The sequence below is a fragment of the Pseudoflavonifractor sp. HCP28S3_F10 genome (genome assembly GCF_052065415.1).
Lineage (GTDB): Bacteria > Bacillota > Clostridia > Oscillospirales > Oscillospiraceae > Pseudoflavonifractor_A.
Window position 1 is genome coordinate 42,592 of sequence record NZ_JBQHUB010000010.1, and the last position, 23,115, is coordinate 65,706.

Here is a 23,115-nt window from a genome sequence, read left to right on the forward strand (position 1 = left end):
ATGATTACCTCGTTTCAGGGATGATGGGGTCGCCCAGCAGCAGGGCGCGGAGGGCGTCAAAATCGTGAACCTCCCAGGTGGGGCGGACGGCGGTGGCATTGGGCAGGCTGTGGGGATTGTACCACACGGTGTCCAGCCCGGCGTTGATGCCGCCCTGGATGTCGGAGAGCAGATTGTCCCCCACCACCACGGCCCGCTCCGGAGAGCGGATGTCCATGGCACGGAGGACCAGCTCAAAGAACCGGGCCTGTGGCTTCTGGCAGCCCAGCTCCTCCGAGATGAACAGGCCGCTGAAATAGGGTGGCAGGGGGGAGCGGGAGAAGCGCCCCCGCTGGGCGGAGGCCACGCCGTTGGTGACGATGGCCAGGGTGCAGCAGGGAGCCAGGGCGGCGCAGAGCTCCTCCGCCCCGGGCAGAAGATCATTTCCCTCCGCCAGATGGTCCAGGTAGCAGCGGTTGAATTCCAGGGGATCGTCCTGTCCGCCCATGACATGGGAGAACACGGCAAAGCGCTCCCGCAACAGCTCCTCCCGGCCGATGGTGCCCAGGTCGAAGCGGTGCCACAGGGCCCGGTTGATGGCCAGGTAGAGGGATTCGGTCACATCGTCAAAGGGGTAGCCGTGCTCCTCCAGGGCCCGGCGGAGGGCTTTACGCTCGGCCAGGTCAAAGTCGAAGAGGGTATTGTCGGCATCAAAGAGAACATAGTCATAGCGGGGCATATCACGACCTCCGGAAAGGGGGAAAATGATGGGTGCGGCGGCGGAACACGGTCCACATCCGCATTACCGAGGACACCAGCAGGATGCCCAGGGCCAGTGCGCCGGCCAGGCCCAGGGTATGCATGCCGCGGCTGATGAAAAGGGCGGTCTCGCCGTGGATGGCGTGCTCCATGGTGTAGTAGATGCCGGCGCCGGGCACCAGCGGGAAGATGGAGATGAGCAGGTAGGAGGTGGCGGGGCATTTGCGCAGCCGGGCCATCACCTCGCAGTAGACCGACAGGGCAAGGGAGGCCAGGAAATAGCGCACGATCTCCCCGGGGATCCAGGGGGCGGCCAGCAGATAGACCAGCCAGCCCACCGCGCCCCCCAGGGCGGAGATGGGGATCTCCCGGCCGTGGATATTAAAGGTAACGGCAAAGGCCACGCAGCCCACAAAGGCGTACAGGCAGGGCAGAAAATAAGAGGGGGTGAACAGTTCCATGGTTCACCTCCTACAGCGCGGGCGCCAGGGTCAGCACGAAGCCGGTGCCCAGGGCGATGGCGGTGGCGATGAGCAGGGCCTCCACCGTCTTGTTGACGCCGGAGGTCAGGTCTCCCGACATGATGTCCCGCATGGCATTGGTGAAGGCGATGCCCGGCACCAGGATCATCAGCGCGCCGATGATGATGAAGTCCAGATTCTCCCCCAGGCCGCTTTGTACCAGCAGCAGGGCGCACAGGGCGGAGACCGCTCCGCCTGCCAGGGTGCGGACGAAGGAGTTGGCCCGCAGGCCGCCCATGAGCCACAGGCACAGGCCGATGGCCACGCCGCACAGTCCGCCGCACAGGGCGTCCCGCAGGCTGCCGCCGAAGAACATGGAGTAGGCTCCGCCGCCGGCAAAATCGGCCAGGAGCATCACGGGAAGAGGATAGACGAAGTGCCGCTTCTGGATCTGGTCCAGGCGGTCCAGTGCGGCGGCAAGGGGCGGCGGATCCTGTACGGTCTCCCGGCAATATTCGTTGAGGGATTCCAGCAGGGAGATGTCGGTGCCGTGGGCGGGGATGCGCCGGATCCGGGTGTGGGCGTGGCCGGTGGTATCGGTAAAGCTGATGATGAGACAATTGGGGATGGCAAAGACCTCTCCGGTGGTGACGCCGTAGGCCTGAAGGATGTACTGTACCGATTCCTCCACCCGGTAGATCTCGGCCCCGGTCTCCATCAGGCGGAACCCAAGCTCCGCCGCAAGATCCAGAAGCTGGTCGTAATCAAAATTCAAAGTGGATGATACCTGCCTTTCCGCTGCGCCGCAGGACGCGGCGATCTGCCGGCAGAGCAGTAAGCTCTGGGTGACATAACGCATATCAGGTTAGAGCTTACCTCTTTTTGACGTGGGAGGCAAGAGAAAAGTTGAAGGGAAGAGAAAATTCCATCTAATTGTGAAAAGCAGACAAAAAAGAACCTGTTTACATGGCGGAATCGCCGAAATCCACCGCCCGACGCTCCCGTACCAGCTCTTCATAGAGCTGGTAGAAGGACCAGCCGGCGTTGCCGGGAGTCACCACCGCCTTGTACACCGAGCGGGGGACACCCGCCTTGAGGAGGGCGGAGAGCACCTGGTCCAGCACAGGGCCCCGGAGCCCGGCAAAGACCATGATGCTGTCGGGGATGGAGCCGCCGCCGGCGTCCTCCGGCGCGGGCACGTCCAGCCCGGCAAAGGAGCCTACGGCGCGGGAGAGCAGGTCGGGTGTGATGACCTTGATGCGCAGGCCGAAGCGGATAAAGACCAGCTTGGCCCTGGAGGCCTCGGCCTGGGGGCCGGCGCAGTAATAGAGAACAAGACCGCGGGGAGCGGGCATAGAGATCCCTCCTGATTTTGATTTTTGACAGGGGCAGGGCGCACCGGCTGACCCCTTCTTTTCGGGGGCTCAGTCCACCAGCTTGGCGTTGGGATAGACGCGTTCCATCCGCTCGTCGGGGAAATGCCGGTCCAGAAGGGTGGTGACGGCGTTCTGGGGGGCGGCGGGATCGGTGTGCCGCTGGGTATAGCGGGCCAGGGCCAGGGAGGAGACCGCCATATTGCAGACCATGAAGAGCAGCAGTGCCCATGTGCCGATCCGGCCGACGCGGACTGGGATGCGTTCGATGAGGCCGGAGAGCCGGGGGTAGATGAGCTTGAGCCACACCACCGCCGCGATGCCCCAGAAGAAGCAGTAGAGCAGGTTGATGCGCCCGCCCAGGTTGAAGGGGAGGTGGCTGTAGTCCCAGAAGATGGTGCCGAATACCAGCTCGGTAAAGACGCTGCAGGCGTACTCATAGGCGCCGCCCAGCACCGTGCCGGCAAAGAAGATGGCGCCGTCCCGGCGGTCCTTGTACCGGTAGAGAAGGGCGGTGAGCATCACCGCGCCCAGGCCCCACACCACGCTGAAGGGGCCCCACACCACGCTGGAGCGGCTCATCCAGACGCCCATGGTGTAGCGGCAGAAGAAGGTCTCGATCACGTCCCCCAGAAAGGCGGCGATGACGAAGAGCCACACCAGTTTGGAAAAGCAGCAGCCCCGGGCAAACACGCGGGGGCCGGCGTCTTCTTCCTTTTGGGCGGCTGTTCCGCCCTCCAGGTTGGGATAGGCCCGCAGGACGCGGCGCTGGATGTGCCGGGTGATGGCGTTGCCGAAGTTGTCTGAGATATTGCGGAAATCCTCCTGCAGCTCCAGCAGGCGGCGGACCTGCACCCGGAGCTGGAGCATGGTCACCAGGGAGAGGAAGGAGTCCAGTACCAGCGCGCCCAGCACGGCCAGCAGCACGGCCCGGCCCACCGGGAGGAGGATCAGGGCGAGCAGCCGGGCAAAGAGCGGGTCACCCACCCGGACGCACACCACCGCCAGCACGCCCCACAGTGCCAGCAGAGGGATCGACACGTGACCCTGGAACTGGAAGCGGCGGTGAGAGAAGTCCCACCATTTGCGGTGGAGGAAGCGCTCCAGCAGCCAGCCGGTGAGAAAGATCAGAAAGGCGGAGAGCAGCGCGCCCCCCAGGAAGAGGAAAAAGACCTGCCCGGACAGCTCGCCGAGGAAGAGGGTGAAGAGCACCCCGGCCGTACCGTAGATGGGACAGAAGGGCAGGGTAAGGAAGCCGGTATTGACAAAGGTGTGCCGCCGCAGGGCAATAAACACCACTCCGGCGCACCAGCCCAGGAAGGAGTAGATCAGGAAAAACCAGCTCAGCTCATAGAGAGAATAGATCATGGAAGCATCCTTTCATCAGAGGGCGGCGGACTCCACGCCGCAGACGGTAAGTACCCCCTCCCGCACGGTGAAGCGCACATCCACGCCGCCGAAGGCCAGGCCGTAGACCCGGTCGGGGTCGCTGTGGTAGGTGGGGCGCGGATCGTGGGAGAGCACGCCCATCAGGGCCTCCCGCCGGTCCTCCGGCACCAGGGCGAGCCAGCGCTGGGGGAACTCCACCTCCAGCAGCCGGGGGGACAACCCGGCGGTAAAGCCGGCGGAGGCCTCCGGATGGCTGTCGGCATAGGGAATATAGGGCTTGATGTCGTAGATGGGGGTGCCGTCCATCAGGTCGGCCCCCGCCACGTGGAGGACGGGACCCAGCTCCGGGTCCTGCCTCACCCCCTCCAGCCGGACGCAGGACAGGCCGATGGGATTGGGACGGAAGGGCGAGCGGGTGGCGAATACCCCCATACGGGCGTTACCCCCCAGCCGGGGCGGGCGCACGGTGGGGGACCATTTCTCCCGCACCGCGCCGGAAAACTGCCAGATGAGCCAGATGTGGGAGAAGTCCTCCAGCCCACGCAAGGCGTCGGGATTGCGGTACTCCGGCTCAAAGACCACGTCGGCCTTCAGGGCATCCACCAGGCCGCTCTGGCGGGGAACGCCGAATTTGGTGGGGAAATCGCTGCGGATGCGGGCGATGACATGGATACAATGGTTCTCGCTCATGGAAGTGCTCCTTTTCTCGCAAGTAGGGTTCAGGGCCGCTGCCAGAGGACCACATGGACGGTGTCGCCGGGCTGCTTGCCGATCCGGGCGCGGATGTCCTTCCGGACGCCGATGATGTGGCCGGGCGTGCCCATACGGACCAGGCTGCCATCATAGGGAACGCCGTCAAACTCGGCGTGGACCTTCACCCGGCCCGCGCCGAATTTGGCCCGCACGTCAAAGGGAAATTCGACATAAGCGCCGTCTATGTCCGGCACTTTGCGAATCACCGCGTCAAATTCATAGCGGTTGGGATTCAAATGGCTTCCTTCCTTTCCGGCCGGACGGGGCGGGATGGTACTGCCGCGCGCCCCCTCCCGGACGGCACTGTATATAAGATGTCCCGATCGTCCATGGAAGTACTTCTCTTTTTCTGGAAGTGATCCGGATCACAGGGGTCCCAAAGATCATGGATGCGGCTCTACGGCGCAAGCTCCAGCCGCATCAGCACCAGCTCCTGCCACCGGCCGTCCCGTGTGCGGAAACCTCTCGGGTTTCTCCCGTACCCGGCAGAGCCGGCGCTCCTGTAAAGCGCGATGGCGCCGGTGTTCGTGCTGACCACATTCAGCTCGATCTGTGCATAGCCCGCCTGTTTCGCGCACTGGATACAGGCGTCTGTCAGCGCACGGCCGATCCCCTTTCTCCAATACGCCCTGTCTACGCTGATCCCGAGATCAGCGCGGTGCTTTACTTTATCCATTGTTCCCACCGGCTCGATACCGGCCGTTCCCGCCAGCTGTCCGTTGACAAACGCGCAGAGCTCCACCGCGCTGTTGCTCTCTTCCTGCTCAATGAGAAACTGACGCTCCTGAGCAAGATCAAAGCTGTTTTCATCCGGATAGGTCAACAGGTGTTCCGTCTGCTCATGGGTCAAACAGAAGATATCATATACAGCCTGAGCGTCGGAGGCTTCCGCGTTTCTCAGCAGGCATTCGTTGCCGTCATTTAATACGATCACATTTCTGTATTTCATCGTTTTACCTTTCAAGCTCGGAGACGGTGGCCTCTTGTCATCAGGACAACCGTCTCAACTTGTGTATCATTGTCCAAACTCAAACTCATATCTTCCTCAATAATCGGGAGCTTGAATTTGATGGACTTGAGCCACTGTCCGTTGGGCTGGCGTTCCTCATATATCTGGATTTCGGAAATCAATGCTTCCATGATCTGCCGCTTTTCCTGCTCGCTCATGACGGCGTATAGCTTGTCGAAGTAGATCAGCACCTTGTAGATGTTATCCCCGGTGAGCTTTTCCGCTTCGATTGCCATTTTCTTTGCTCTGGCGGCGATCAGCAGTTTTTCTGTATCCTCGATTTTATCATACATCTTGTAAAGCCGATCATCAAGGTCTGCCTTGCGTTTGTAGTAGTGTTTATCGTCCGGGTCAAGGGAATCTATTTCCTCCATCAGCTTTGATTTCACAGAATAGCTCTGCCGGAGCTGTTTTTCGTAATTGACGATCTCCTGTTCAATGGCGGCAGTGTCCACCTTCATGTTGATTTTTTCCTGCATCATGGCGGCAAACTTGGGATTGCTGACCAGCTTGACAATGACCTCTGCCACAGCACTGTCCAACAGTTCCTCGTGAATCTGCTTTCGATAATCGCACTTGTGCCCACGGGTCATAGTGCGGTGCTTGCAGCCGTAATAGAAGAAATCCTTGTACTTCGTTCCATCGGACTTATGTTTGATGCTCTTGTTGCCATACATCCCGGCTCCGCAGATTGGGCATTTGACAATACCAGACAGAAGATGCACCTTGGTGTCCTTGCCACGGTTCACATGTTCATACTTTTCAGCCTGCGCCAGCAGCTTGACCTGTGCTTCGTGCCAGAGTTCTTCTGATACGATCCCCTCATGCAGGCCGTCCACCAACAAATAATCGTCCTGCTCCACAAGCCGGTAATCGTTCCTGGTGCCATGCACCTTCTCCGTTCTGCGTCTACCATAGGCGATTTTCCCACAGTACACAGGGTTTTTCAGTATTCTCCGGATAAGGGCCGCATCGAATAGCGGATTTTTGCCGTTCTGTCGCTGGATTTTGTGAATACCATGTTGGTCAAGATATTTGGCAAGACCATTTGCACCCATGTCGGTATGCACATACTGATCGAAGATCACACGGATTGCAGCCGCTTCTTCCTCGTTGATGAAAAGTTGGCCATTTTCCAGCTTGTAGCCATAGGGCGCAAATCCGCCGTTCCATTTGCCCTCACGAGCCTTCTGGATTCTGCCCTCCATTGTTTGGACACGGATGTTTTCTCGCTCAATCTCCGCAACGGCTGACAGAACAGAGATCATCAGTTTTCCGGCATCCTTGGAAGAATCAATCCCATCCTCCACACAAATCAGATTGACGCCGAAATCCTGCATGACCTGCAAAGTGGACAATACGTCTGCTGCATTTCTGCCGAAGCGGGACAGCTTGAACACCAGCACAAAGGAAACACCATCTTTCCCGGACTTTATATCTTCCATCATGCGGTTGAACTCCGCTCTGCCCTCAATGGATTTACCCGACTTCCCGGCATCCTCATACTCACCGACTATCTCATATTCATTATACTCGGCAAAGGCTTTCATTCTGGATTTCTGGGCATCCAGAGAGTATCCGTCGATCTGCATGGCGGTGGATACTCTTGTATAGATATATACTTTTGTCTTTTCTTTTTTCATCTCACGATCCTCATTCGTGCCACAGCCATGGCACCTTTATGTATCCTTACTCCGAAGCTCTTTCGGAGTAAGTTTGGACAATTATTGCACGATTATTATATCATGCCGTTTTAGTTTTTTCAATAGTGTCCTCTGGCTGTTCGGGAATATTTGTAGCTCCGGCAGTTTCTTTCCCTAAACAATTCGGCGGCTCTGGAAGGTTGTCAATGTCCAGAACCGCCGCATATTTTTCTATTAAGTTGGCAAGCAAATCAGCAAAGCCGCTCCACTCATCCTTATTCCAATCCGCTATAATGGTTTACCTCCTGTTTCTTACTGCCACGCTGTGTGTACGCCTGGATGATCTCCGGAGGGATACGATCAAGAATCCCTTTCACCCGTTCATAATCGCTTTGCAGCCTTGCCTCCTGTAACTTCTTGACGGTACTCTGCTGCTGGCTCTTTTCCAGATCTTCCGTCAGATCATCGTTTTTCTTTTTCAGCGCCTTTTTCTCGGACTCAGCTGTGGTAAAGCACCTCTGATATTTCTTCATCTGCGTTTCCATCGCCGCAACATCCGGGATATATTTCTCCAGAAATGCGGCAATCTGCGCTGTCCGCTCCTTATAGTTGGTGAATTTCACATCGGAGAGCATGGCGTCCAACTTCTCCATCTGTTTTGTCAAACGGGTCATCTGTTTGAACACTCTCGGCGGGATATGGTCACGGCCAGTCTCACTGGCACTCTCGCCACGCTCCAATACCGGATACTTCCTGACCATGTGTTCCCAGAACTTGTCCTGCCACTGGGTCATCTTTTTGCGGTTGCCCAGAATCTCCTTGGCACACAACCGCTTGTCCTCGGTCAGCGGGACAAAAGAAAGGTGCATATGGGGCGTTTTCTCGTCCATATGCACCACGGCGGATATAATGGTTTCAGGGGATTGGTTCTGTCGGATAAACTCCAACGCTTCATTGAAGAATTCCTTGATATCAGCCCGTTTCTTGCCCTTGAAAAACTCCGGGCTTGCGGTGATCAGAGCTTCTACCACACGAACACTGTCGGAGCGGGTACGGCATCCGGCTGCGGCAATCTGCCGTTCGGACTCTGCCCGGTACTTTCTTTCCGGCTTAACAAGGTGGAAATTCAAATGGCTCCGGCTGATGTCCACATCGGGATTGCTGGCATATTTCTCTTTGGTTCGCTCATTATGGGCTTCGATATTACCGATCTCCGGTCCCTTATACTTGGCAAATCTCAAAATAGCAAACTGTCCTTTTTCCATTATTTTTCCCGCCCTTTCTGCCACACGATGTCGTAGCCCAATACATCAGCCAGCTCCAAAACTTCTTTATAGCGGATGCTCTCCCGCTGTAACTTGGCAGATAGGTTGGAAACGCTGTCCGACCAGCCGTATTCATCATGCAGCAGGTCAACTACTTCCTGCATCGTCATTCCGGCACGGATGATCTGTGCTTTGATTTCGTTACGTACATTCATATTGATAAAGTCCTCCATAAAATATCATTGTTGATTCGGTGCACACTCTGCGCTTCAAAGTAGAGCAGATATACCGAATCGTGAAAAAACTGCAATCTCTGAAATCCGTTCAGAATTTCTCCTGTGATGTCCTGTCCATATCTGACCATATCCCACTTTACTGTTCCGTGTGATTTGGGCTGGGACAGTAAAAACACCCACCATTCCGTAAACACGGTACACGATTCAGAGAAGCGCGATTCCGTGAAATCATTTCGTCCTGCGGTCAAAAACTTGCCTGTTTCCACTACCATTGCGAATCCATATCCCAAAACAGGTCTTTACGGATGCTTCTGCCAAAAGGAAGTGAGATGGGCTGAAAAGTACATGTACCAAGTGTACTTTCGTACCGTAGTACATTTGGTACGGGTGGTACATGTATTTTCGGGTCACTTTCACTTTTCACAGAAACGGTCTTTGAAGAAGCTCAATGCCAATAAATCCTCTGGCGAACTTTCCGCCGCCGATATTGACCTTATTTGTGTATTCAAGGTGATAGTGGCTCTCATTCTGTTTGAGAAAGGAACAAAAGCGCTTTTGTGAAAGGCTGCTCATGGCGTTATCGTCACACCACAGCTTGTAAACGGCGTACAGGTCTTTGGAGCTGACTTCGTAATCTGCCTTGAAACGGATATACCCCTCGGAGCCTAAGAATTCGATGACGTTGTTGCCGTCCGATACCGCAGCGTCCATATTGTCCTGCGCCGACTGGCTAAGAGTAAACCTGTAATCGTTGTCGATCAGGCGGTGCAGGCCCGCAAGTGCCCACAGGAAAATGCCCTCTGCTTCGGCGCACAGCTTTTCCGCAATATACGGATCGTCTTTTCGGTTCGGGTCTTTTTCTATGGTGGAAAGGATAATCTGTCTGCGGAAAAAGCCCACGCTGTGGTCATTGAGAGATTGCAAGACGCCGTTGCCCAAGCCGATAAAGCGCACATACAAATCGCCCTGATAGCTCTGCTGTCCCTTTTTCTCCAGATCCATCGGCAATTCTGCGGTGATGATTGCCTTGATGTGATTGGTCTGGGGCAAGGCTTCCAGCTTCATATCATCGTCCAGCATCACAAGCTCATGCTCCAGATCGGCACGAGCGAAGGGGCTTGTCTCCACCTTTGCGATACTGCCTGTGTTCATGTTGCTGCCCAGCAGCGCACGAAGGACAATACCAATGCGGCTTTTGCCCTCGCCGCCTTTGCCGATCAGTAAAAGCATCTTCTGTCCTTTAGTGGAGGGAATAAAGCAGTATCCCATAAATTCCTGCAAAGTCAGGATGTCCTCCGGCTCCAAAAGCTGAGACAAAAAATGCAGCCATGTCACTGGCTGCGGAGCTTCTGGATTGTAGGAGACAGGCAAACGATTCCGGCAGAAATCCTTTTCCGGACTGAATGTGCCGTTCAGATAATAGGTGCCGTTCGCCACATGGATGCGGTCTTGATACAGGGGCAGCTTTTCGGTACAGCACTCCATCCGCATGACATCCAACAGGTTTGTGACCTTCTTTGCAATGCCGCTGGTCACATAACACTTGATGCGGTCATAAATCACCTTTTTCAGGCGATTTTCATCGTGTACTCTGCCGTTGACCGTGAAAAATGCTCCGTTTACCGTGACCATTGGATATTCCCGGAGAAATTCTTCGCAGAATAGGGCTTCGTTGATTTTCTTGCCGTCAAACCACGCCGGATTTTCAGAGTGCGTGGTCTGCGTCATTTCCTCGCTCATATCGTACATCCTCCTCTCTCTTTCTTGCGGTGTAGTCCTGGAGGAACGCAACCGTGCTATCCTTCATCAACTCCTCCACCACAGCAACACGTTCTTCCAAATCGCCCACGGTCAGAATGTCAGTCAGATACTCGATGCGTTCAAGCATCTGGCAGGCCTCCACAAACCGGTCATCCGGATCATCGTCCGGCGTTTTCGGGGCATACCAAACCTTCCAATCTTCCAGCAGATGCAGATAATCCGTCAGCACCCGGAAGCACAACATTTCGTCCTCCCGGAACTGACGGATATAGGGATGCTTTGGCTTGTGGGGAGCTGCCACCGCTTGACCGTGCTCGGTGCTGATACCGAAGTCCGCAGCCAGTCTTTGTGCCGCTTCATAGCTGCTGAGATCAAACATCTGTGCCGCAAAGTCGATCACATCACCTTTGGCTCCGCAGCCGAAGCAAAAGAAATATTCCTCATTCAACTTCAAGCTTGGATGCCTGTCATTGTGGAATGGGCAGCAAGCCATGCCGTTGCGGCTGACTTTCAGCCCGTAGTGTTCGGCGGCTTGTCTTACAGGAACTGCCGCTTTCACAGTTTCAAAAATATTCAAATAGCAATAATCCTCCTGCTTGCTCTTGGTTAAGCCGTTCTACCCATTCCGTTTCCTGACAGGCAACCCTGCTCGGCGCTGTGTCGTCTCCTTTGTGGAGCGCTCGTTCCTTTTACAGAAGTCATGGCGGTTTATCTCGGTCTGGACGGTCATTCGATTTTCAAGGCGTCTTTTCGATCGATCGTGAGCCAAGTTTACCGCAAAAAATAAGCGACCTTCGTTTATGCACGAAAGCCGCAAATGTCGGAAGTATAGACTTGAAAAATTGCAAATTTGCACAGGGTGGTTTATAATGATAGTAGGTTGGGAGGCGTTGCACATGAAGAAGAACTATGACGATGAGCAGGAAAATACCACTGCGTACCGTGTCCGCCTATTACGCCAGGACAGGGGATGGAGCCAAAAAGAACTGGCAGACAAAATATTTGTTGCCCACTCCCAGATCAGCCGGTTGGAAAGCGGCGAAACCACAAATATAGGTAGCTCTCTCTTGGTATCGTTAGCTAAGGTGTTCCATGTTTCAACAGATTATCTGCTTTGCCTTACGCCCATTAGCGTACCGAAAAGCTATGATATTTCCCAGCTGGGATTATCAGAGGAAGTAATCCGCAGGCTGATTTTGAAAACGATTGACCCCGATGTGTTAAACAGGCTTTTGGAGCATGACCAGTTCCCAAAACTTTGTGCTTTGATGAAAAACTATTTCAGCAATACCGTTGCAAATGGCATCATGGCAAGAAACCAGATTATTGACCTTGCCACTGATCCGCTTGCAGAGCTGATGAGCGCCGATCCTTCAAAGCGAACGGAAATGATAAAAGATCTGAGTTTTCTGAGCTCCAGCAAAATTCAGAGTAATGAAGCAGACATAGAGAAAATCAAAAACATATTGATGAAGATCATTCGGGATGTAAAAGAGAACATGGCAGAGGAGCAACCCAGTGGAGCGGTTGCTACAGCAGAAGCAGTAAAGGGGATTCGTGCCGCATTACCGGACAAGCCACAATCTGAATTGACAGCCGATGATGTGTCAACAGCCATTACTGCCTACATAGGAACGATGATCACAATGGACGAGAATACTTCCGAACTGTTCCAGCAGCTTGCCAAGCAAGTTCTTGAGCTCCCCTTGGATGGGGAAAATTAAGCGTGTCGTTGCGGCGGGTTTTTATATACCTCTTGCGCCCCCGTTGACACAGAAAAACTTTTCGCACAGCTACAAGGTTTTCTGCGCCACCTACACCCGAACAGCCGGATTTTGCTCATGGCAAATCCTTCATTTTGTGTATCTTACAGCCCACAAAATCCGCCTGTTCTGCTGCCACTGAAAACGGTCTGTCTGGCGTGGGACAGCCCCTTTCCAGCGTCAGCGGTCGCAAAAGGTATAACACACTAGACTTTCCTACGGAAAATCGTGTGCCAACAGGGGTGCTGCTCGCCCCTATTGGAAACCCAGAGCCGAAGGGGCTTTGCCCCTCTGGACGCCCCGCCTGTCCATGCAGTAGCGATCCATCCTGCTTCTACACGATGGATACGCTCCTGCCCGAACAGGTAAAACAGGCACAGAGGTTTGCCCGAATAGCGGGTAAATCTCTGTGCCTGTTTTGGTCAGCAGCGGCTGGGAAAAGGTGAACGGAAAGCCTTGCTGACTGATAAATTTGAGTTGGATATTTTCGTATTGAGATGCGAAAATCTGTTGTTCTGAATTCCTGTATCTGGTATAATAAAAGCGTCGAATTTTCTGACCGGAGGTACCCATATGGCCATTTCTTACAATAAGCTCTGGAAACTGCTCATTGATCGCAAAATGAGCAAGGCAGACTTACGACGTGCGGCGGGAATCGCCCCCAACACCATGACAAAACTAAACCGCGATGAAGAAGTGACCTTGGAAACACTGGGGAAAATTTGCGCAATATTGAATGTAAATATTGGAGACATCGTGGACTTTCTGCCGACCAACCAAACAACCGAAGTGAACTTGGAGGCAAAATAAGTATGACGGAAAATGTATTGTGTGCGCTGATTGGCGTAGGGGGAACACTGTTAGGGACCATTGTTGGTCTTGTTTTTCCGTACCTGTGCAGTGGCTTTGGACGCAAACTGCTTGTTATTTCCGATATTGATGTGCGGTTCGGTACGGGCAAACCAGACGGTGAAGGCGGATATGATGGTTCGTGGATAAATTTTAGGGCTTCGATTCTCAACAAGAAAAATAAATCGTTGATTATTGAGAAAATTGCTTGCGAATTATACAGCGGTTCAAACAGAATTGCCGTGTGCTCCTGTGCCGATAAAGACACCGGCAGGAAAAGCGCAGGAGCCTATAAATGTGATGAACTTCGATATATTGATGTTGCTCCAAAATCAAGCACTACAAAAAACATCCATGTGTTTGTGCGTGGAGATTTGACCTCATGTGATAAGGTGGTTTTTGTGTATTCATGGGGGATAGTACAAAGAAAGCAAATTGTTTGGATCAAGGAGGATACACCCCATGCCAACACTTGAATGGATTGGAAAAGATAAAGTGGTAAACCACCACCAGGAGGTGCCTTACCGGGTGCTGGAGCGCCAGTACAGCTATGACGAAGCCGGACAGCACGCCGAGGACAACGGCAGCGAAAACATGATTATCCACGGCGACAATCTGGAGGCGTTGAAAGCTCTGCTGCCACAGTATGAGGGCAAGGTGAAGTGCATCTACATTGATCCACCGTACAACACCGGCAACGAAGGCTGGGTGTATAACGATAACGTCAATGACCCCAAGATCAAAAAGTGGCTGGGTGAAGTGGTGGGCAGAGAAGGAGAGGACCTTTCCCGGCACGATAAGTGGCTGTGCATGATGTACCCCCGCTTGAAGCTGTTGCAACGGCTGTTGGCAGAAGATGGATTTATTTTTGTAAGCATTGATGTTTTTGAATATGCAAATCTCAAATGTATAATGGATGAAATATTTGGGGTTGCAAATTTTAGAAATTGTATTTCTGTGCGTCGAGGTATAAAAAATGTTCAGGCCCAGTTTGAAACTGTGCAGGCGTTGTCATTAGGGCATGAGTATATTTACTTGTATTCTAAGAATCCTCAAGCTAAACTTCCCAAACTTTCCAAAGACTTTGAAATTGAAAAAGCAGGGAAATGGGATACGTTTTGGCGTGGAACAGATAGACCTACTATGCGATATGAAATTTTTGGATACTGCCCAGAAAAAGGTCAATGGAGATGGGAAAAAACAAGAGCCAGCAAAGCAACTAGAAATTATGAAAAATTTCTTTCCGAATATGCAGATAAGATGTCCATTGATGACTACTATATTGAACATCTGATGGCAACAAATGAAAAACTAGATTTTGTCCGAATGAATGAAACGGGTACGATCCAGTATTATGTCCCACCACAATCAGGAAAACTATTGAGCGACAACTGGATGGACATTCTTTTGTCTGGCTCATATGCTGGATTTGATACAGAAAAAAGCATTTTGTTACTGGATAGAATTGTAAAATGGATAGCTACAGATAATGATATAGTTCTCGATTCTTTCGCCGGTTCCGGCACTACTGCCCATGCTGTGCTGAACATGAACAAGGCCGACGGCGGCAACCGCAAATTCATCCTGGTGGAAATGATGGACTACGCCGACAGCATCACCGCCGAGCGTGTAAAACGAGTAATTGGCGGCTACGGCGAGGGCAAAAAAGCCGCGGAAGGTACTGGAGGCAATTTCAGCTACTATGAGCTGGGGCCTGTGCTTCTGCTGCCAGACGGCAACCTCAACGAAGAAGTAGGCCCGCAAAAAATCCGGGAATACGTCTACTATATGGAGACCAAAGAGTCCCTGCCCGCCGAACAGCCCACGGACGAGCCCTATTTCATGGGTCTGTGCCGCAACACCGCCTATTACTTCTACTATGAGCGGGAAAGTGTAACCACACTGGATTATGCTTTCTTGTCTACTATCCAGACCAAAGCCGAGGGCTACACCATCTATGCCGACCTATGCGCCATCCCCCAGGAGACGCTGCGCAAGCATAACATCACATTTAAGAAAATTCCTCGGGACATTGCCAGGCTGTAAAGGAGCGTGAAGAAATGGAACTGAAATCCTATCAAAAAGAAGTCATTGCCGATCTTGCACGCTACCTGGAACTGGTGGTGGAGCTGCAAAGCCCGGCAAAGGCGTATCAGACCCTCTGGAACGAAAAGAATGTTTTGGTGGGCTTTGGCGGTATGCCGAATTATGTGAATGTACTCCCCGGTGTGCCCCATGTGTGTGCCAAGGTGCCCACAGGTGGCGGCAAGACCTATATTGCCGCCAGTTCTCTGCGGACGATTTTTGACGCCATGCCCCAGCGCCGGGCCAAGGCCGTTGTATGGCTGGTGCCCTCCGAGGCCATTCTGACTCAGACACGCAAGGCGCTGGAAAATCCCGACCATCCCTACCGCCAGCGTCTGGATGTGGATTTTGGCGGGCGGGTACAGGTATATTCCAAGGAGCAGGCTCTCATGGGGCAGAACTTCACCCCCTCTGCTGTGACGGAACAGATCTCTTTGTTTGTGCTCAGCTATGATTCCTTCCGTACCAGCAAAAAGGAAGGCCGGAAAGCCTATCAGGAGAACGGTTATCTGGCCGAGTTTGCAAAGTGGATGGATGATCCGTCCGTTCTGCTGGCCGACACCGATGAGACGGCGCTGATCCAGGTGATCCGCTATCTAAATCCAGTAGTCATCGTGGACGAAAGCCACCATGCCACTTCGGATTTGAGCGTGGAAATGCTGCAAAACTTCAATCCCAGCTTTGTGTTTGATCTGACCGCCACACCCAAAAAGAAAAGCAACATCATCTCTTTTGTGGACGCTGCGCGGCTGAAAAAGGCCAACATGGTCAAGCTGCCGGTCATTGTCTATAACCGTAAGTCTCAGGCAGATGTATATGGGGATGCTATCGCCATTCGTGCCAAGCTGGAGGCACAGGCCAAACGGGAGCAGGAAACCAGCGGGCGCTATATTCGTCCCATCGTTCTGTTCCAGGCACAGCCCCGCAACAATGCGGATAGCACCACATATGAAAAAATCAAGAAAACGCTGGTGGATGGCGGCATTCCCGAAAAGGAAATCGCCATCAAAACCGGCGATAAAGACGAGCTGAAAAATGTGGACTTGCTGTCCCCAGACTGCCCCATCCGGTACATCATTACCGTCAACGCCCTGAAAGAGGGCTGGGACTGCCCCTTTGCCTATGTGTTGGCCACGGTGGCAAACCGCACTTCTACCGTGGATGTGGAGCAGATTTTGGGGCGTGTACTTCGGTTGCCCTACACGCAGAAGAACAGCAGTGAAGTGCTGAATCTCTCCTATGTCATCACATCTTCCGCAGACTTCCACCAAACGCTGGAGAAGGTTGTGGCCGGGCTGAACAGCGCCGGTTTCAGCAGGCGTGACTACCGGGCACAGGATGTGGACGTTCCCATTACAGCTGCGCCCACACAGGAACCGGAGCAGCTTCCCATTGTCCCCCCTCCCGCTGACGAACCAGATCTGCCGGAGGTAGACGGCTCGGATTTGAAGGCGCGTTTTGAAGCGGCAACACATGAGGCAGAGCAATCCGTGCAGGATGGAACCATGCAGTCCGATCCCATGCTGTCACAGGCCCTGCAACAGAATAAAACCTATGAAGACGAGATCAACCAGGCCGATAACACCGCTTTGAGCCAGGCTCCATCGGAGGTGCGCGACAAAATGAACCAGTTCCGAATGAATGAGGAATTTGCAGACGAAGCCGCTGCCTTGCGCTTCCCCCAATTTATGCTGGAGACTGGCCCTAGTCTGTTTTCGGAAGCCCATGAAACCCTGGAACTGGAACATTTAGAGGGTGGTTTCTCTCTGCGGGACAAAGACGCTCATGTGGATTTCACTACCGTCAACGCTGAGATGGCGCGGGTGGATGTAGACGATAGCAAAGACAGCACCGCAAAGGCGTGGCGGTTGTCTGGTGGCGACAGCGCCTTTTTCCGGGAGTGGTTCAACACCCAGCCCTCGGAAAAGCGGCTCTCACTGTGCAAGGGCATTATCAAGCAAAAGCTCTCCAAGATGAACTGCGTCAATGACCGGGAACTGGATGAGTACATCGACCGGGTGATTGGCACCATGAGCGAAGATCAGCTCTCCGAGCTGGAGCAGTCGCCGTATCCCTATGTCGTAAAAATTCAGGGGAAGGTAAAGGAATTGATTGCCCAACATCGCTCCAGCGTCTTTGATACCTGGCTGGAGCAGGACAAGATTTCCTGCCTGCCCAACTATGCGCTGCCTGCGGTGATCTCCCCAACGGCATTTACCTCGATGGTGCCGAAATCGCTCTATACCGCCGAAGAAGATATGAACGAGTACGAGTTCAAGGTGGTGTGGGCGCTGTCAGAACTGGCCAACGTCAAGTGGTGGCATCGTAATATTTCCCGATTGGGATTCCAGATTAACGGCCCTGTTCATGCTTATCCCGACATCATCGTGATGCTCCACAGTGGGAAGATTTTGATGGTAGAGACCAAGGGCGACCACCTGGACAACGATGAATCTAAGGAAAAAGCCAAAATCGGTGACCAGTGGGCGAAGCTGGCCGGAAAACAGTACAAGTATTACATGGTGTTTGAGACCAAGCAGCCGGACTATCCGGGAGCGTATTCCCTGGAGCGGTTTATGGAGATTGTGAAGGGTTTATAAAACCAGGAAATTTTGTATAAAGAAAATGAGGTGAATCGGGTGTATTTATCGATTAAGCAACATGATCAATTTCGAACTTTATTGATGGGGTTCGAGATTCCTTTCAGAGGATATATTGCTGATGTTTTGATGACACATTATTCTTCGGCAAATGAGCTGGAAACTGCATTGTTAGCAAAGAACGCTTCGTTGACACCAGCTGATCCATTTTTTCTACGGGATGTGCTTCCTAACTCTGTAAAACACAGTAAAGTAGAAAAAATGTATAATACTTTTTCCACCGCTGCATCAACAACAGAAATTGTGGCGGTAGATCAAGATATGCCCATGGTTGGAGCTCTCAATATAATTACTTTTTCTCTCACTGGAATTTTTAATGACTTATATAACCTTTTTGCTGATTACAGCACCTTTTGTGATTTAGCTGAGAAATATCGATATGCACGAAACAAGCTCGATCACCCTGGGTGTCGCACACTGGAAGATAATCATTTAGTGTCTGTATTATCTTTTGTAAAGGATATTTGTTCATTTTTGGATGAGAAATATTTTATTCAAAAAACTAAAGAGCAAATCTTTTCCGAAATAACAATTCTCCAGAACCGTAGCACCGTAATGCCTGTGTCAAAACACAATTTGAGTGAAACCCCTTATGCAGATTCGCAGATTGTTTGCCGCGACAACGAAATTGCCGAATTAAAATCATTTATATATGGAAATCCTGGAGATTTACGGAAACAGCACTCTCGTTGCATATTTGGGTATGGCGGAGTGGGAAAAACTGCGCTTGTTGTAGAGACAATCAAACAAGTTATCCAAGACATTATTGATAACAAAACGGTCAACGATTACAGCCCCAAATATATATTCTTCTTTTCTGCAAAAAAGCGCAAATTACAAATTTCAGATGTCACTGGGCGTATAATTGAAAAAGAAACTCTTTCACATTTTGAAACAGCAGACGAGTTAATTGCACTTATACATGAAGTGCTATCTCTTGAAACATTTAAAGGCTATCATGATGAAGGGCTGATTGTTGTTGATAATTTGGAGGCAGTTTCTGTTGATGACAGGAGAAGAATCAAGCAATTTATTGAGGCTCAAACTCCACCAGAAATGCAATTTTTGTTAACCTCTAGAAATAGTGAAGAATATGAGTCTAATACACGACTGTGCGGTTTTGAATCAGAAGATGGAAAGGCTTTTGTTCATTCTTACATAGAGGAAAATGCGCTAGACGTAAGATTGGAAGACTCGGAAATAAATGAATTGCTTGACATTGCTAAAGGAAACACTTTAGTTCTGGTCCTAAGCTTGCGGCGACTTAGCCAAAAATTGATTGATGTGAGTGGATTACGAGCCGATTTTTCATGCGCGAATGTGTGGAAGGGTATACGAAAAAATATAGCCGTGTTGCCACCAAACGCTTATGAGTCTATTAGCAATTTCATGTTTAAAGATACATTCGAGCAAATCGAGTCCGTCTTTGATAATCCCGAACTATTTTATGAAATTCTAAAAGTATTCGCCGTCATTCCAAACAAGGGAATTGATTTGTCTACTGTTTGCCTACTTACAAATATTTCTTATCCAGATGTTGAAGCGGTCGCTGAAACATTATGTAACTATCTGATTATTGAGCGAAACGGAAATACTTACTCTTTAAATCAATTTGCCGAGACATATATTATTCAAAGGTTTATTCCAGATGCTCAGACATTCCAATCTATTTCGGGCAAAATCGAAAAGCGCAGAAGAGAAGTACAGCAGGCACTCGAAAAGTTGGACGATGACATGAAACAACGCGTTGAACTAAGAAATATCTTAAAAGACTGGAATGTCTTCACCGATTCTGATCGTATTACCGCTGCAAAAATGTATGATTTGTATGGGCAAGTAAATGCCGAGTGCAACCGCGGTGGCAAATTTAAGGTACAGGCTATTTTCGAAGACTTTATTGTTAAAAGTGAAGAATGCGAGCAAATAACAGCACATCCATTTATTAAATACCAAAAGGCTAGAATTTTGCAAAGAATTGACGATTCTAACATACTTAGTGCTAAGCATGATGAGGAAATCCGCAAAAATTATTTGGATGCAATCTTCACAATAAAAATGGTAAATCAATACTCAGCAATACAAAGTACCAAGTCGTTTGCATCCTTACTTTGGATATATGGGCAGTTCCTTGTCAATCACAATGAACTAATTGAAGCTATTCGTTATTTAGAAGATGGTAAGTCCACATTCGAAGCTATAGGAAAGTGTGACGACCAGTACTATCAATGTACTACCCTTCTTGGATGGACATATTTAAACCTGTACCTGAAAGATAGAGGCAAGTATCTTGGATATTTGCGAAAAGCAAGAACCGTCAGCCGTTATCTTCAGGATCATTACTATGATTTAGGGCGCGCACGTAAGTATGCTATTTCACTAAAAGGCGAGCTTCAAAAATATGGACCATATTGAATAAAGTTATTCGTATTTAAACATTGTAAAAATAAAACGAGCGATTGCCGCAAAAGCAATCGTTCGTTTTATTAATATTTTTTATAACATTTGAAAATGTTTCAATGCCTCCATAATTGCCGCTTCCTTTTCTGGTGGGCACTGTGGCACTTTAGCATCTTCCTTCTTCGACAGATTATAATTTTGGCCAACATCTAGCCCGCACTTCCGCTTGACTTGGGAGATATACAGGCTGGACACCTTCAAACCGTACTTCTCCAGCACGTAGGCTTTGATCTCGTCATAGGTAGCCTTGCTCTCCGCAGCCGTTAAATCCAGTTCATCCATGCTTAGATCAATCTCGATATGTTGCTTCGTTTGAAGTTTGGACAATAAACATACCGTCTCCACAGATGCCCCGCATTCATCAAATTGCGTGAGCACCTTTTGTTCAATGGGAAACTTGTACGCAATCGCCTTTACAAAGCGTTTCTGTGTCTTTTGTTCCTCACGCGGGAACAACTCAACCTCAGAAATCAGGTATTTCACAAGGTCGCGCCGTTCTGCTGCATTCATTCTATCATAGATTGCGTCAAAAGACGAGAGGATTCCTATCATAGATTGCACAGACATCTGATTGCTTTCCAGAGTTGCCTTTTTCATCATGCTTTCTTGCAGCAGATCCTCCGCCTTATAAATCTGGTCATAGAGGTCATTCAGGCGGCGGGTCATGTCTGCGCGGCGGCGCTCTGCATACTTATCATCCGGAGCAATGCGGTCAATATCCCGCTCCAAGCTGTCGCGGCTGCGCTGTAAAGCGGATAGCTGGTTTTTGTAGGCGGTAATGTCATTCTCGACCTCGGTCATGTCCACGGCGGTCATTACCTTTTCCTGCAAATCTTTGATAAACTGCGGATTGCGAACAATCTTCCGGGTGTACTCCATCACCTCGTCCTCAACCTGACTGGCTACCACGCCATTCCTGCGGCATACCGAAGTCCCCCGGTGTTTTGTCGCATAGGAGCAGACATAAGATTCTGTACGGCGCTCTGTACCGTCTTGATTTGTCCACTTGGTCATGCCGATGTACATGGGTGCGCCGCATTGCGGACATTTTACGATACCAGACAACAGATGTGCGTTATACTGACCGATGTTGTGATTGCCCTTTTTCCCACGGATGGCTTTGATCTCCTGCACTCGGTCAAAATCCTCTTTAGAAACAAACGCCTCATGGGAAATAACCTCACTCAAAATATACTCGTCCTGTTTCACAAGCCGATACTCATTATCTTTGCCGGGAACTTTCTCTGTGCGTCGTTTGCCCCATGCCACGCGCCCTGTATAAACCGGATTGCTAAGCATTCTCTTGATGTGGTCAGAACTCCACTCGCCATAGCTGGGGCGGATTGCATTCTTTGCCGGTGGGCGAGTATAACCGTTTCGATTGAGATAACCCGAAATTGCTGTGTATCCCATATTGCGGTTTAGGAACATATCAAAGACCAACTGCACGACAGCCTTTTCTTCCGGAACAGTCTCCAATTTTCCTTTGCTCTTGTCATCGCCCTTTACCAGACGATACCCATAGGGTGCAAAGCCACCGTTCCAGCCGCCGGATTTTGCTTTTTCCTCGCGCCCCAAAAGGCTCTGTGCAATGATGTTTTCGCGCTCCAACTCAGCTACCGCGCCAAGAATGGTAATCATCATTTTTCCCATAGAGGTCGAGGAATCAAGCCCATCTTCTACGCACATCAGGTGAACGCCGTATTTCATAATGAACTCAAGGGAGTTCAGCACATCCCGCGCGTTTCTGCCAAACCTCGATAATTTGAAAACCAGCACATAGTCCGTATGCACTTTTCCACTCTGAATGTCATCCAGCATCCGCTGGAACTCAGTCCGTCCCTCGATACTCTTGCCACTTTTGCCTTCTTCAACGTAGGTATCAAGGACGGTCATACCCCGACGCTCGGCGCATTCAGCCAGATAGTGTTTCTGCCCGTCCAGACTATACCCCTTTACCTGACGCTCACTGCTGACACGGATATAGATTACACACGATTTGCCCTCTTTCGTATTATACATAGATTTCCTCCTATTGCAGGACCGGGCGGTCATCGACCGCCCGGAATACTCTGCTCAGATTTTCTGATTTTCCTTTTCTGCGGCAGCATATTTAATCAGGATTTGTGCCAGAACATTGATAAAGTTCTGGTAGCAGTCCCTCTGCTCTGCTGTCATCTGAACCACGCTCTCCTTGGGAAAGCGAAGCTCGGTTCCATTGTTTGCAGTGTAGCTCTTGTAGTTTTCGTTTTCTACCATGTAATCACTCCATTTGACGTTATGTTCGTCAGCCGAATGAAGTGCCGCTCTTTCAATGGTAACTCAGCAGTTACTATTATATGCTATTTCCAGTCTTGGGTCAATAGCTCCGGAGCGATTCTCCGGTAACTCCTGAATTGACATTTCTGCTTGCTCTCATGTATAATTACTTTGATAATTCCCGGAGGTGAAGTCAATGAGTATGGCTCAGGTTATCCGGGCTGCTATGAAGAAGCAAGGCGTAACTGTCAGTCAGCTTTCAAGGCAGCTTGGCTGCACAACCCAAAATATCAGCGGCAAAATGCGCCGTGACAATTTCAGGGAAAGCGAGTTGCAGGAAATAGCGGCGGCTATCGGCTGTCGGTTTGAGGGTCGTTTTATTTCAGAAGAAACAGGAAAGCCGGTTGAATAATA

General features: G+C 51.1%; 23 protein-coding genes. 7 read left to right on the forward strand and 16 right to left on the reverse strand.

Features of this window, described 5'->3' with window-relative positions:
* Positions 1-4 precede the first annotated feature (4 nt).
* The 14 genes from ACTNBZ_RS06235 to ACTNBZ_RS06300 form a co-directional block, all read right to left on the reverse strand.
* Positions 5-718 carry a YjjG family noncanonical pyrimidine nucleotidase gene (locus ACTNBZ_RS06235; RefSeq protein ID WP_441208812.1) on the reverse strand — a complete coding sequence of 238 codons (714 nt, stop codon included), beginning with the start codon at positions 716-718 and terminating at the stop codon, positions 5-7.
* A 1-nt stretch (position 719) separates the two neighbouring features.
* Positions 720-1,199 carry a threonine/serine exporter family protein gene (locus ACTNBZ_RS06240; RefSeq protein WP_441208813.1) on the reverse strand — a complete coding sequence of 160 codons (480 nt, stop codon included), beginning with the start codon at positions 1,197-1,199 and terminating at the stop codon, positions 720-722.
* A 10-nt stretch (positions 1,200-1,209) separates the two neighbouring features.
* Positions 1,210-2,058, reverse strand: coding sequence for a threonine/serine exporter family protein (locus ACTNBZ_RS06245; protein ID WP_441208814.1), 849 nt, complete (start codon positions 2,056-2,058; stop codon positions 1,210-1,212).
* Positions 2,059-2,161: 103 nt separating this feature from the next.
* On the reverse strand, positions 2,162-2,554 hold the full coding sequence (locus tag ACTNBZ_RS06250; RefSeq protein WP_441208815.1) for a DUF3783 domain-containing protein: 393 nt from the start codon (positions 2,552-2,554) through the stop codon (positions 2,162-2,164).
* Between the two features lie 69 nt (positions 2,555-2,623).
* Positions 2,624-3,940: a putative ABC transporter permease gene (locus tag ACTNBZ_RS06255; protein ID WP_441208816.1), complete on the reverse strand. Its 1,317-nt coding sequence runs from the start codon at positions 3,938-3,940 to the stop codon at positions 2,624-2,626.
* A gap of 15 nt (positions 3,941-3,955) precedes the next feature.
* Positions 3,956-4,651 (reverse strand): tRNA (N6-threonylcarbamoyladenosine(37)-N6)-methyltransferase TrmO, encoded by a 696-nt coding sequence (gene tsaA, locus ACTNBZ_RS06260; protein WP_441208817.1) that lies wholly within the window; start codon positions 4,649-4,651, stop codon positions 3,956-3,958.
* 29 nt (positions 4,652-4,680) lie between these two features.
* Entirely contained in the window at positions 4,681-4,950 is a 270-nt protein-coding gene (locus ACTNBZ_RS06265; RefSeq protein WP_441208818.1) for a DUF1905 domain-containing protein, read from the reverse strand.
* A gap of 161 nt (positions 4,951-5,111) precedes the next feature.
* A complete protein-coding gene (locus ACTNBZ_RS06270) occupies positions 5,112-5,663 on the reverse strand; it encodes an N-acetyltransferase family protein (protein WP_441208819.1) in 552 nt (183 codons plus the stop codon).
* A gap of 11 nt (positions 5,664-5,674) precedes the next feature.
* Entirely contained in the window at positions 5,675-7,366 is a 1,692-nt protein-coding gene (locus tag ACTNBZ_RS06275; RefSeq protein ID WP_441208820.1) for a recombinase family protein, read from the reverse strand.
* Positions 7,367-7,466: 100 nt separating this feature from the next.
* A complete protein-coding gene (locus ACTNBZ_RS06280; protein WP_441208821.1) occupies positions 7,467-7,616 on the reverse strand; it encodes a hypothetical protein in 150 nt (49 codons plus the stop codon).
* 25 nt (positions 7,617-7,641) lie between these two features.
* Positions 7,642-8,631 carry a MobV family relaxase gene (gene mobV, locus ACTNBZ_RS06285; RefSeq protein ID WP_441208822.1) on the reverse strand — a complete coding sequence of 330 codons (990 nt, stop codon included), beginning with the start codon at positions 8,629-8,631 and terminating at the stop codon, positions 7,642-7,644.
* On the reverse strand, positions 8,631-8,852 hold the full coding sequence (locus ACTNBZ_RS06290) for an LLM class flavin-dependent oxidoreductase (protein WP_441208845.1): 222 nt from the start codon (positions 8,850-8,852) through the stop codon (positions 8,631-8,633). The genes mobV and ACTNBZ_RS06290 overlap by 1 nt, the downstream gene beginning before the upstream one ends.
* Before the next feature lie 435 nt (positions 8,853-9,287).
* Positions 9,288-10,607, reverse strand: coding sequence for a DNA primase family protein (locus tag ACTNBZ_RS06295; protein WP_441208823.1), 1,320 nt, complete (start codon positions 10,605-10,607; stop codon positions 9,288-9,290).
* Entirely contained in the window at positions 10,573-11,205 is a 633-nt protein-coding gene (locus tag ACTNBZ_RS06300; protein WP_441208824.1) for a CHC2 zinc finger domain-containing protein, read from the reverse strand. The genes ACTNBZ_RS06295 and ACTNBZ_RS06300 overlap by 35 nt, the downstream gene beginning before the upstream one ends.
* A gap of 319 nt (positions 11,206-11,524) precedes the next feature.
* On the opposite strand from ACTNBZ_RS06300, the gene ACTNBZ_RS06305 reads away from it, so the two are divergent.
* The 6 genes from ACTNBZ_RS06305 (at position 11,525) to ACTNBZ_RS06330 (ending at position 20,397) form a co-directional block, all read left to right on the forward strand.
* The gene (locus ACTNBZ_RS06305; protein ID WP_441208825.1) at positions 11,525-12,352 is read left to right on the forward strand and encodes a helix-turn-helix domain-containing protein; all 828 of its coding nucleotides are present in this window, start codon (positions 11,525-11,527) and stop codon (positions 12,350-12,352) included.
* A gap of 612 nt (positions 12,353-12,964) precedes the next feature.
* A complete protein-coding gene (locus tag ACTNBZ_RS06310) occupies positions 12,965-13,201 on the forward strand; it encodes a helix-turn-helix domain-containing protein (protein ID WP_033119790.1) in 237 nt (78 codons plus the stop codon).
* Between the two features lie 2 nt (positions 13,202-13,203).
* Positions 13,204-13,716, forward strand: coding sequence for a hypothetical protein (locus tag ACTNBZ_RS06315; RefSeq protein WP_441208826.1), 513 nt, complete (start codon positions 13,204-13,206; stop codon positions 13,714-13,716).
* Positions 13,703-15,286 carry a site-specific DNA-methyltransferase gene (locus ACTNBZ_RS06320; RefSeq protein ID WP_441208827.1) on the forward strand — a complete coding sequence of 528 codons (1,584 nt, stop codon included), beginning with the start codon at positions 13,703-13,705 and terminating at the stop codon, positions 15,284-15,286. Before ACTNBZ_RS06315 ends, ACTNBZ_RS06320 begins: the two co-directional genes overlap by 14 nt.
* 14 nt (positions 15,287-15,300) lie before the next feature.
* Positions 15,301-17,925, forward strand: coding sequence for a DEAD/DEAH box helicase (locus ACTNBZ_RS06325; RefSeq protein WP_441208828.1), 2,625 nt, complete (start codon positions 15,301-15,303; stop codon positions 17,923-17,925).
* Between the two features lie 39 nt (positions 17,926-17,964).
* On the forward strand, positions 17,965-20,397 hold the full coding sequence (locus ACTNBZ_RS06330; RefSeq protein ID WP_441208829.1) for a hypothetical protein: 2,433 nt from the start codon (positions 17,965-17,967) through the stop codon (positions 20,395-20,397).
* A gap of 81 nt (positions 20,398-20,478) precedes the next feature.
* Here the strand turns inward: ACTNBZ_RS06330 and ACTNBZ_RS06335 are convergent, their stop codons facing one another.
* Together ACTNBZ_RS06335 and ACTNBZ_RS06340 are read right to left on the reverse strand one after the other, a co-directional pair.
* Complete coding sequence (locus tag ACTNBZ_RS06335; RefSeq protein ID WP_441208830.1) at positions 20,479-22,464, reverse strand: recombinase family protein; 1,986 nt, start codon at positions 22,462-22,464, stop codon at positions 20,479-20,481.
* Between the two features lie 54 nt (positions 22,465-22,518).
* Complete coding sequence (locus ACTNBZ_RS06340) at positions 22,519-22,701, reverse strand: hypothetical protein (RefSeq protein WP_118685717.1); 183 nt, start codon at positions 22,699-22,701, stop codon at positions 22,519-22,521.
* Between the two features lie 196 nt (positions 22,702-22,897).
* Between ACTNBZ_RS06340 and ACTNBZ_RS06345 the strand changes: the two genes are divergently transcribed.
* Positions 22,898-23,113, forward strand: coding sequence for a helix-turn-helix domain-containing protein (locus ACTNBZ_RS06345; RefSeq protein WP_021899267.1), 216 nt, complete (start codon positions 22,898-22,900; stop codon positions 23,111-23,113).
* Positions 23,114-23,115 lie beyond the last annotated feature (2 nt).

Excerpts from the sequence above, each read along its gene's own strand:
- ACTNBZ_RS06235 (WP_441208812.1), bottom strand. The coding sequence starts at position 718 with ATGCCCCGCTATGACTATGTTCTCTTTGATGCCGACAATACCCTCTTC.
- ACTNBZ_RS06240 (WP_441208813.1), bottom strand. The coding sequence starts at position 1,199 with ATGGAACTGTTCACCCCCTCTTATTTTCTGCCCTGCCTGTACGCCTTT.
- ACTNBZ_RS06245 (WP_441208814.1), bottom strand. The coding sequence starts at position 2,058 with ATGCGTTATGTCACCCAGAGCTTACTGCTCTGCCGGCAGATCGCCGCG.
- ACTNBZ_RS06250 (WP_441208815.1), bottom strand. The coding sequence starts at position 2,554 with ATGCCCGCTCCCCGCGGTCTTGTTCTCTATTACTGCGCCGGCCCCCAG.
- ACTNBZ_RS06255 (WP_441208816.1), bottom strand. The coding sequence starts at position 3,940 with ATGATCTATTCTCTCTATGAGCTGAGCTGGTTTTTCCTGATCTACTCC.
- tsaA (WP_441208817.1), bottom strand. The coding sequence starts at position 4,651 with ATGAGCGAGAACCATTGTATCCATGTCATCGCCCGCATCCGCAGCGAT.
- ACTNBZ_RS06270 (WP_441208819.1), bottom strand. The coding sequence starts at position 5,663 with ATGAAATACAGAAATGTGATCGTATTAAATGACGGCAACGAATGCCTG.
- ACTNBZ_RS06275 (WP_441208820.1), bottom strand. The coding sequence starts at position 7,366 with ATGAAAAAAGAAAAGACAAAAGTATATATCTATACAAGAGTATCCACC.
- mobV (WP_441208822.1), bottom strand. The coding sequence starts at position 8,631 with ATGGAAAAAGGACAGTTTGCTATTTTGAGATTTGCCAAGTATAAGGGA.
- ACTNBZ_RS06295 (WP_441208823.1), bottom strand. The coding sequence starts at position 10,607 with ATGAGCGAGGAAATGACGCAGACCACGCACTCTGAAAATCCGGCGTGG.
- ACTNBZ_RS06305 (WP_441208825.1), top strand. The coding sequence starts at position 11,525 with ATGAAGAAGAACTATGACGATGAGCAGGAAAATACCACTGCGTACCGT.
- ACTNBZ_RS06310 (WP_033119790.1), top strand. The coding sequence starts at position 12,965 with ATGGCCATTTCTTACAATAAGCTCTGGAAACTGCTCATTGATCGCAAA.
- ACTNBZ_RS06315 (WP_441208826.1), top strand. The coding sequence starts at position 13,204 with ATGACGGAAAATGTATTGTGTGCGCTGATTGGCGTAGGGGGAACACTG.
- ACTNBZ_RS06320 (WP_441208827.1), top strand. The coding sequence starts at position 13,703 with ATGCCAACACTTGAATGGATTGGAAAAGATAAAGTGGTAAACCACCAC.
- ACTNBZ_RS06325 (WP_441208828.1), top strand. The coding sequence starts at position 15,301 with ATGGAACTGAAATCCTATCAAAAAGAAGTCATTGCCGATCTTGCACGC.
- ACTNBZ_RS06335 (WP_441208830.1), bottom strand. The coding sequence starts at position 22,464 with ATGTATAATACGAAAGAGGGCAAATCGTGTGTAATCTATATCCGTGTC.
- ACTNBZ_RS06340 (WP_118685717.1), bottom strand. The coding sequence starts at position 22,701 with ATGGTAGAAAACGAAAACTACAAGAGCTACACTGCAAACAATGGAACC.
- ACTNBZ_RS06345 (WP_021899267.1), top strand. The coding sequence starts at position 22,898 with ATGAGTATGGCTCAGGTTATCCGGGCTGCTATGAAGAAGCAAGGCGTA.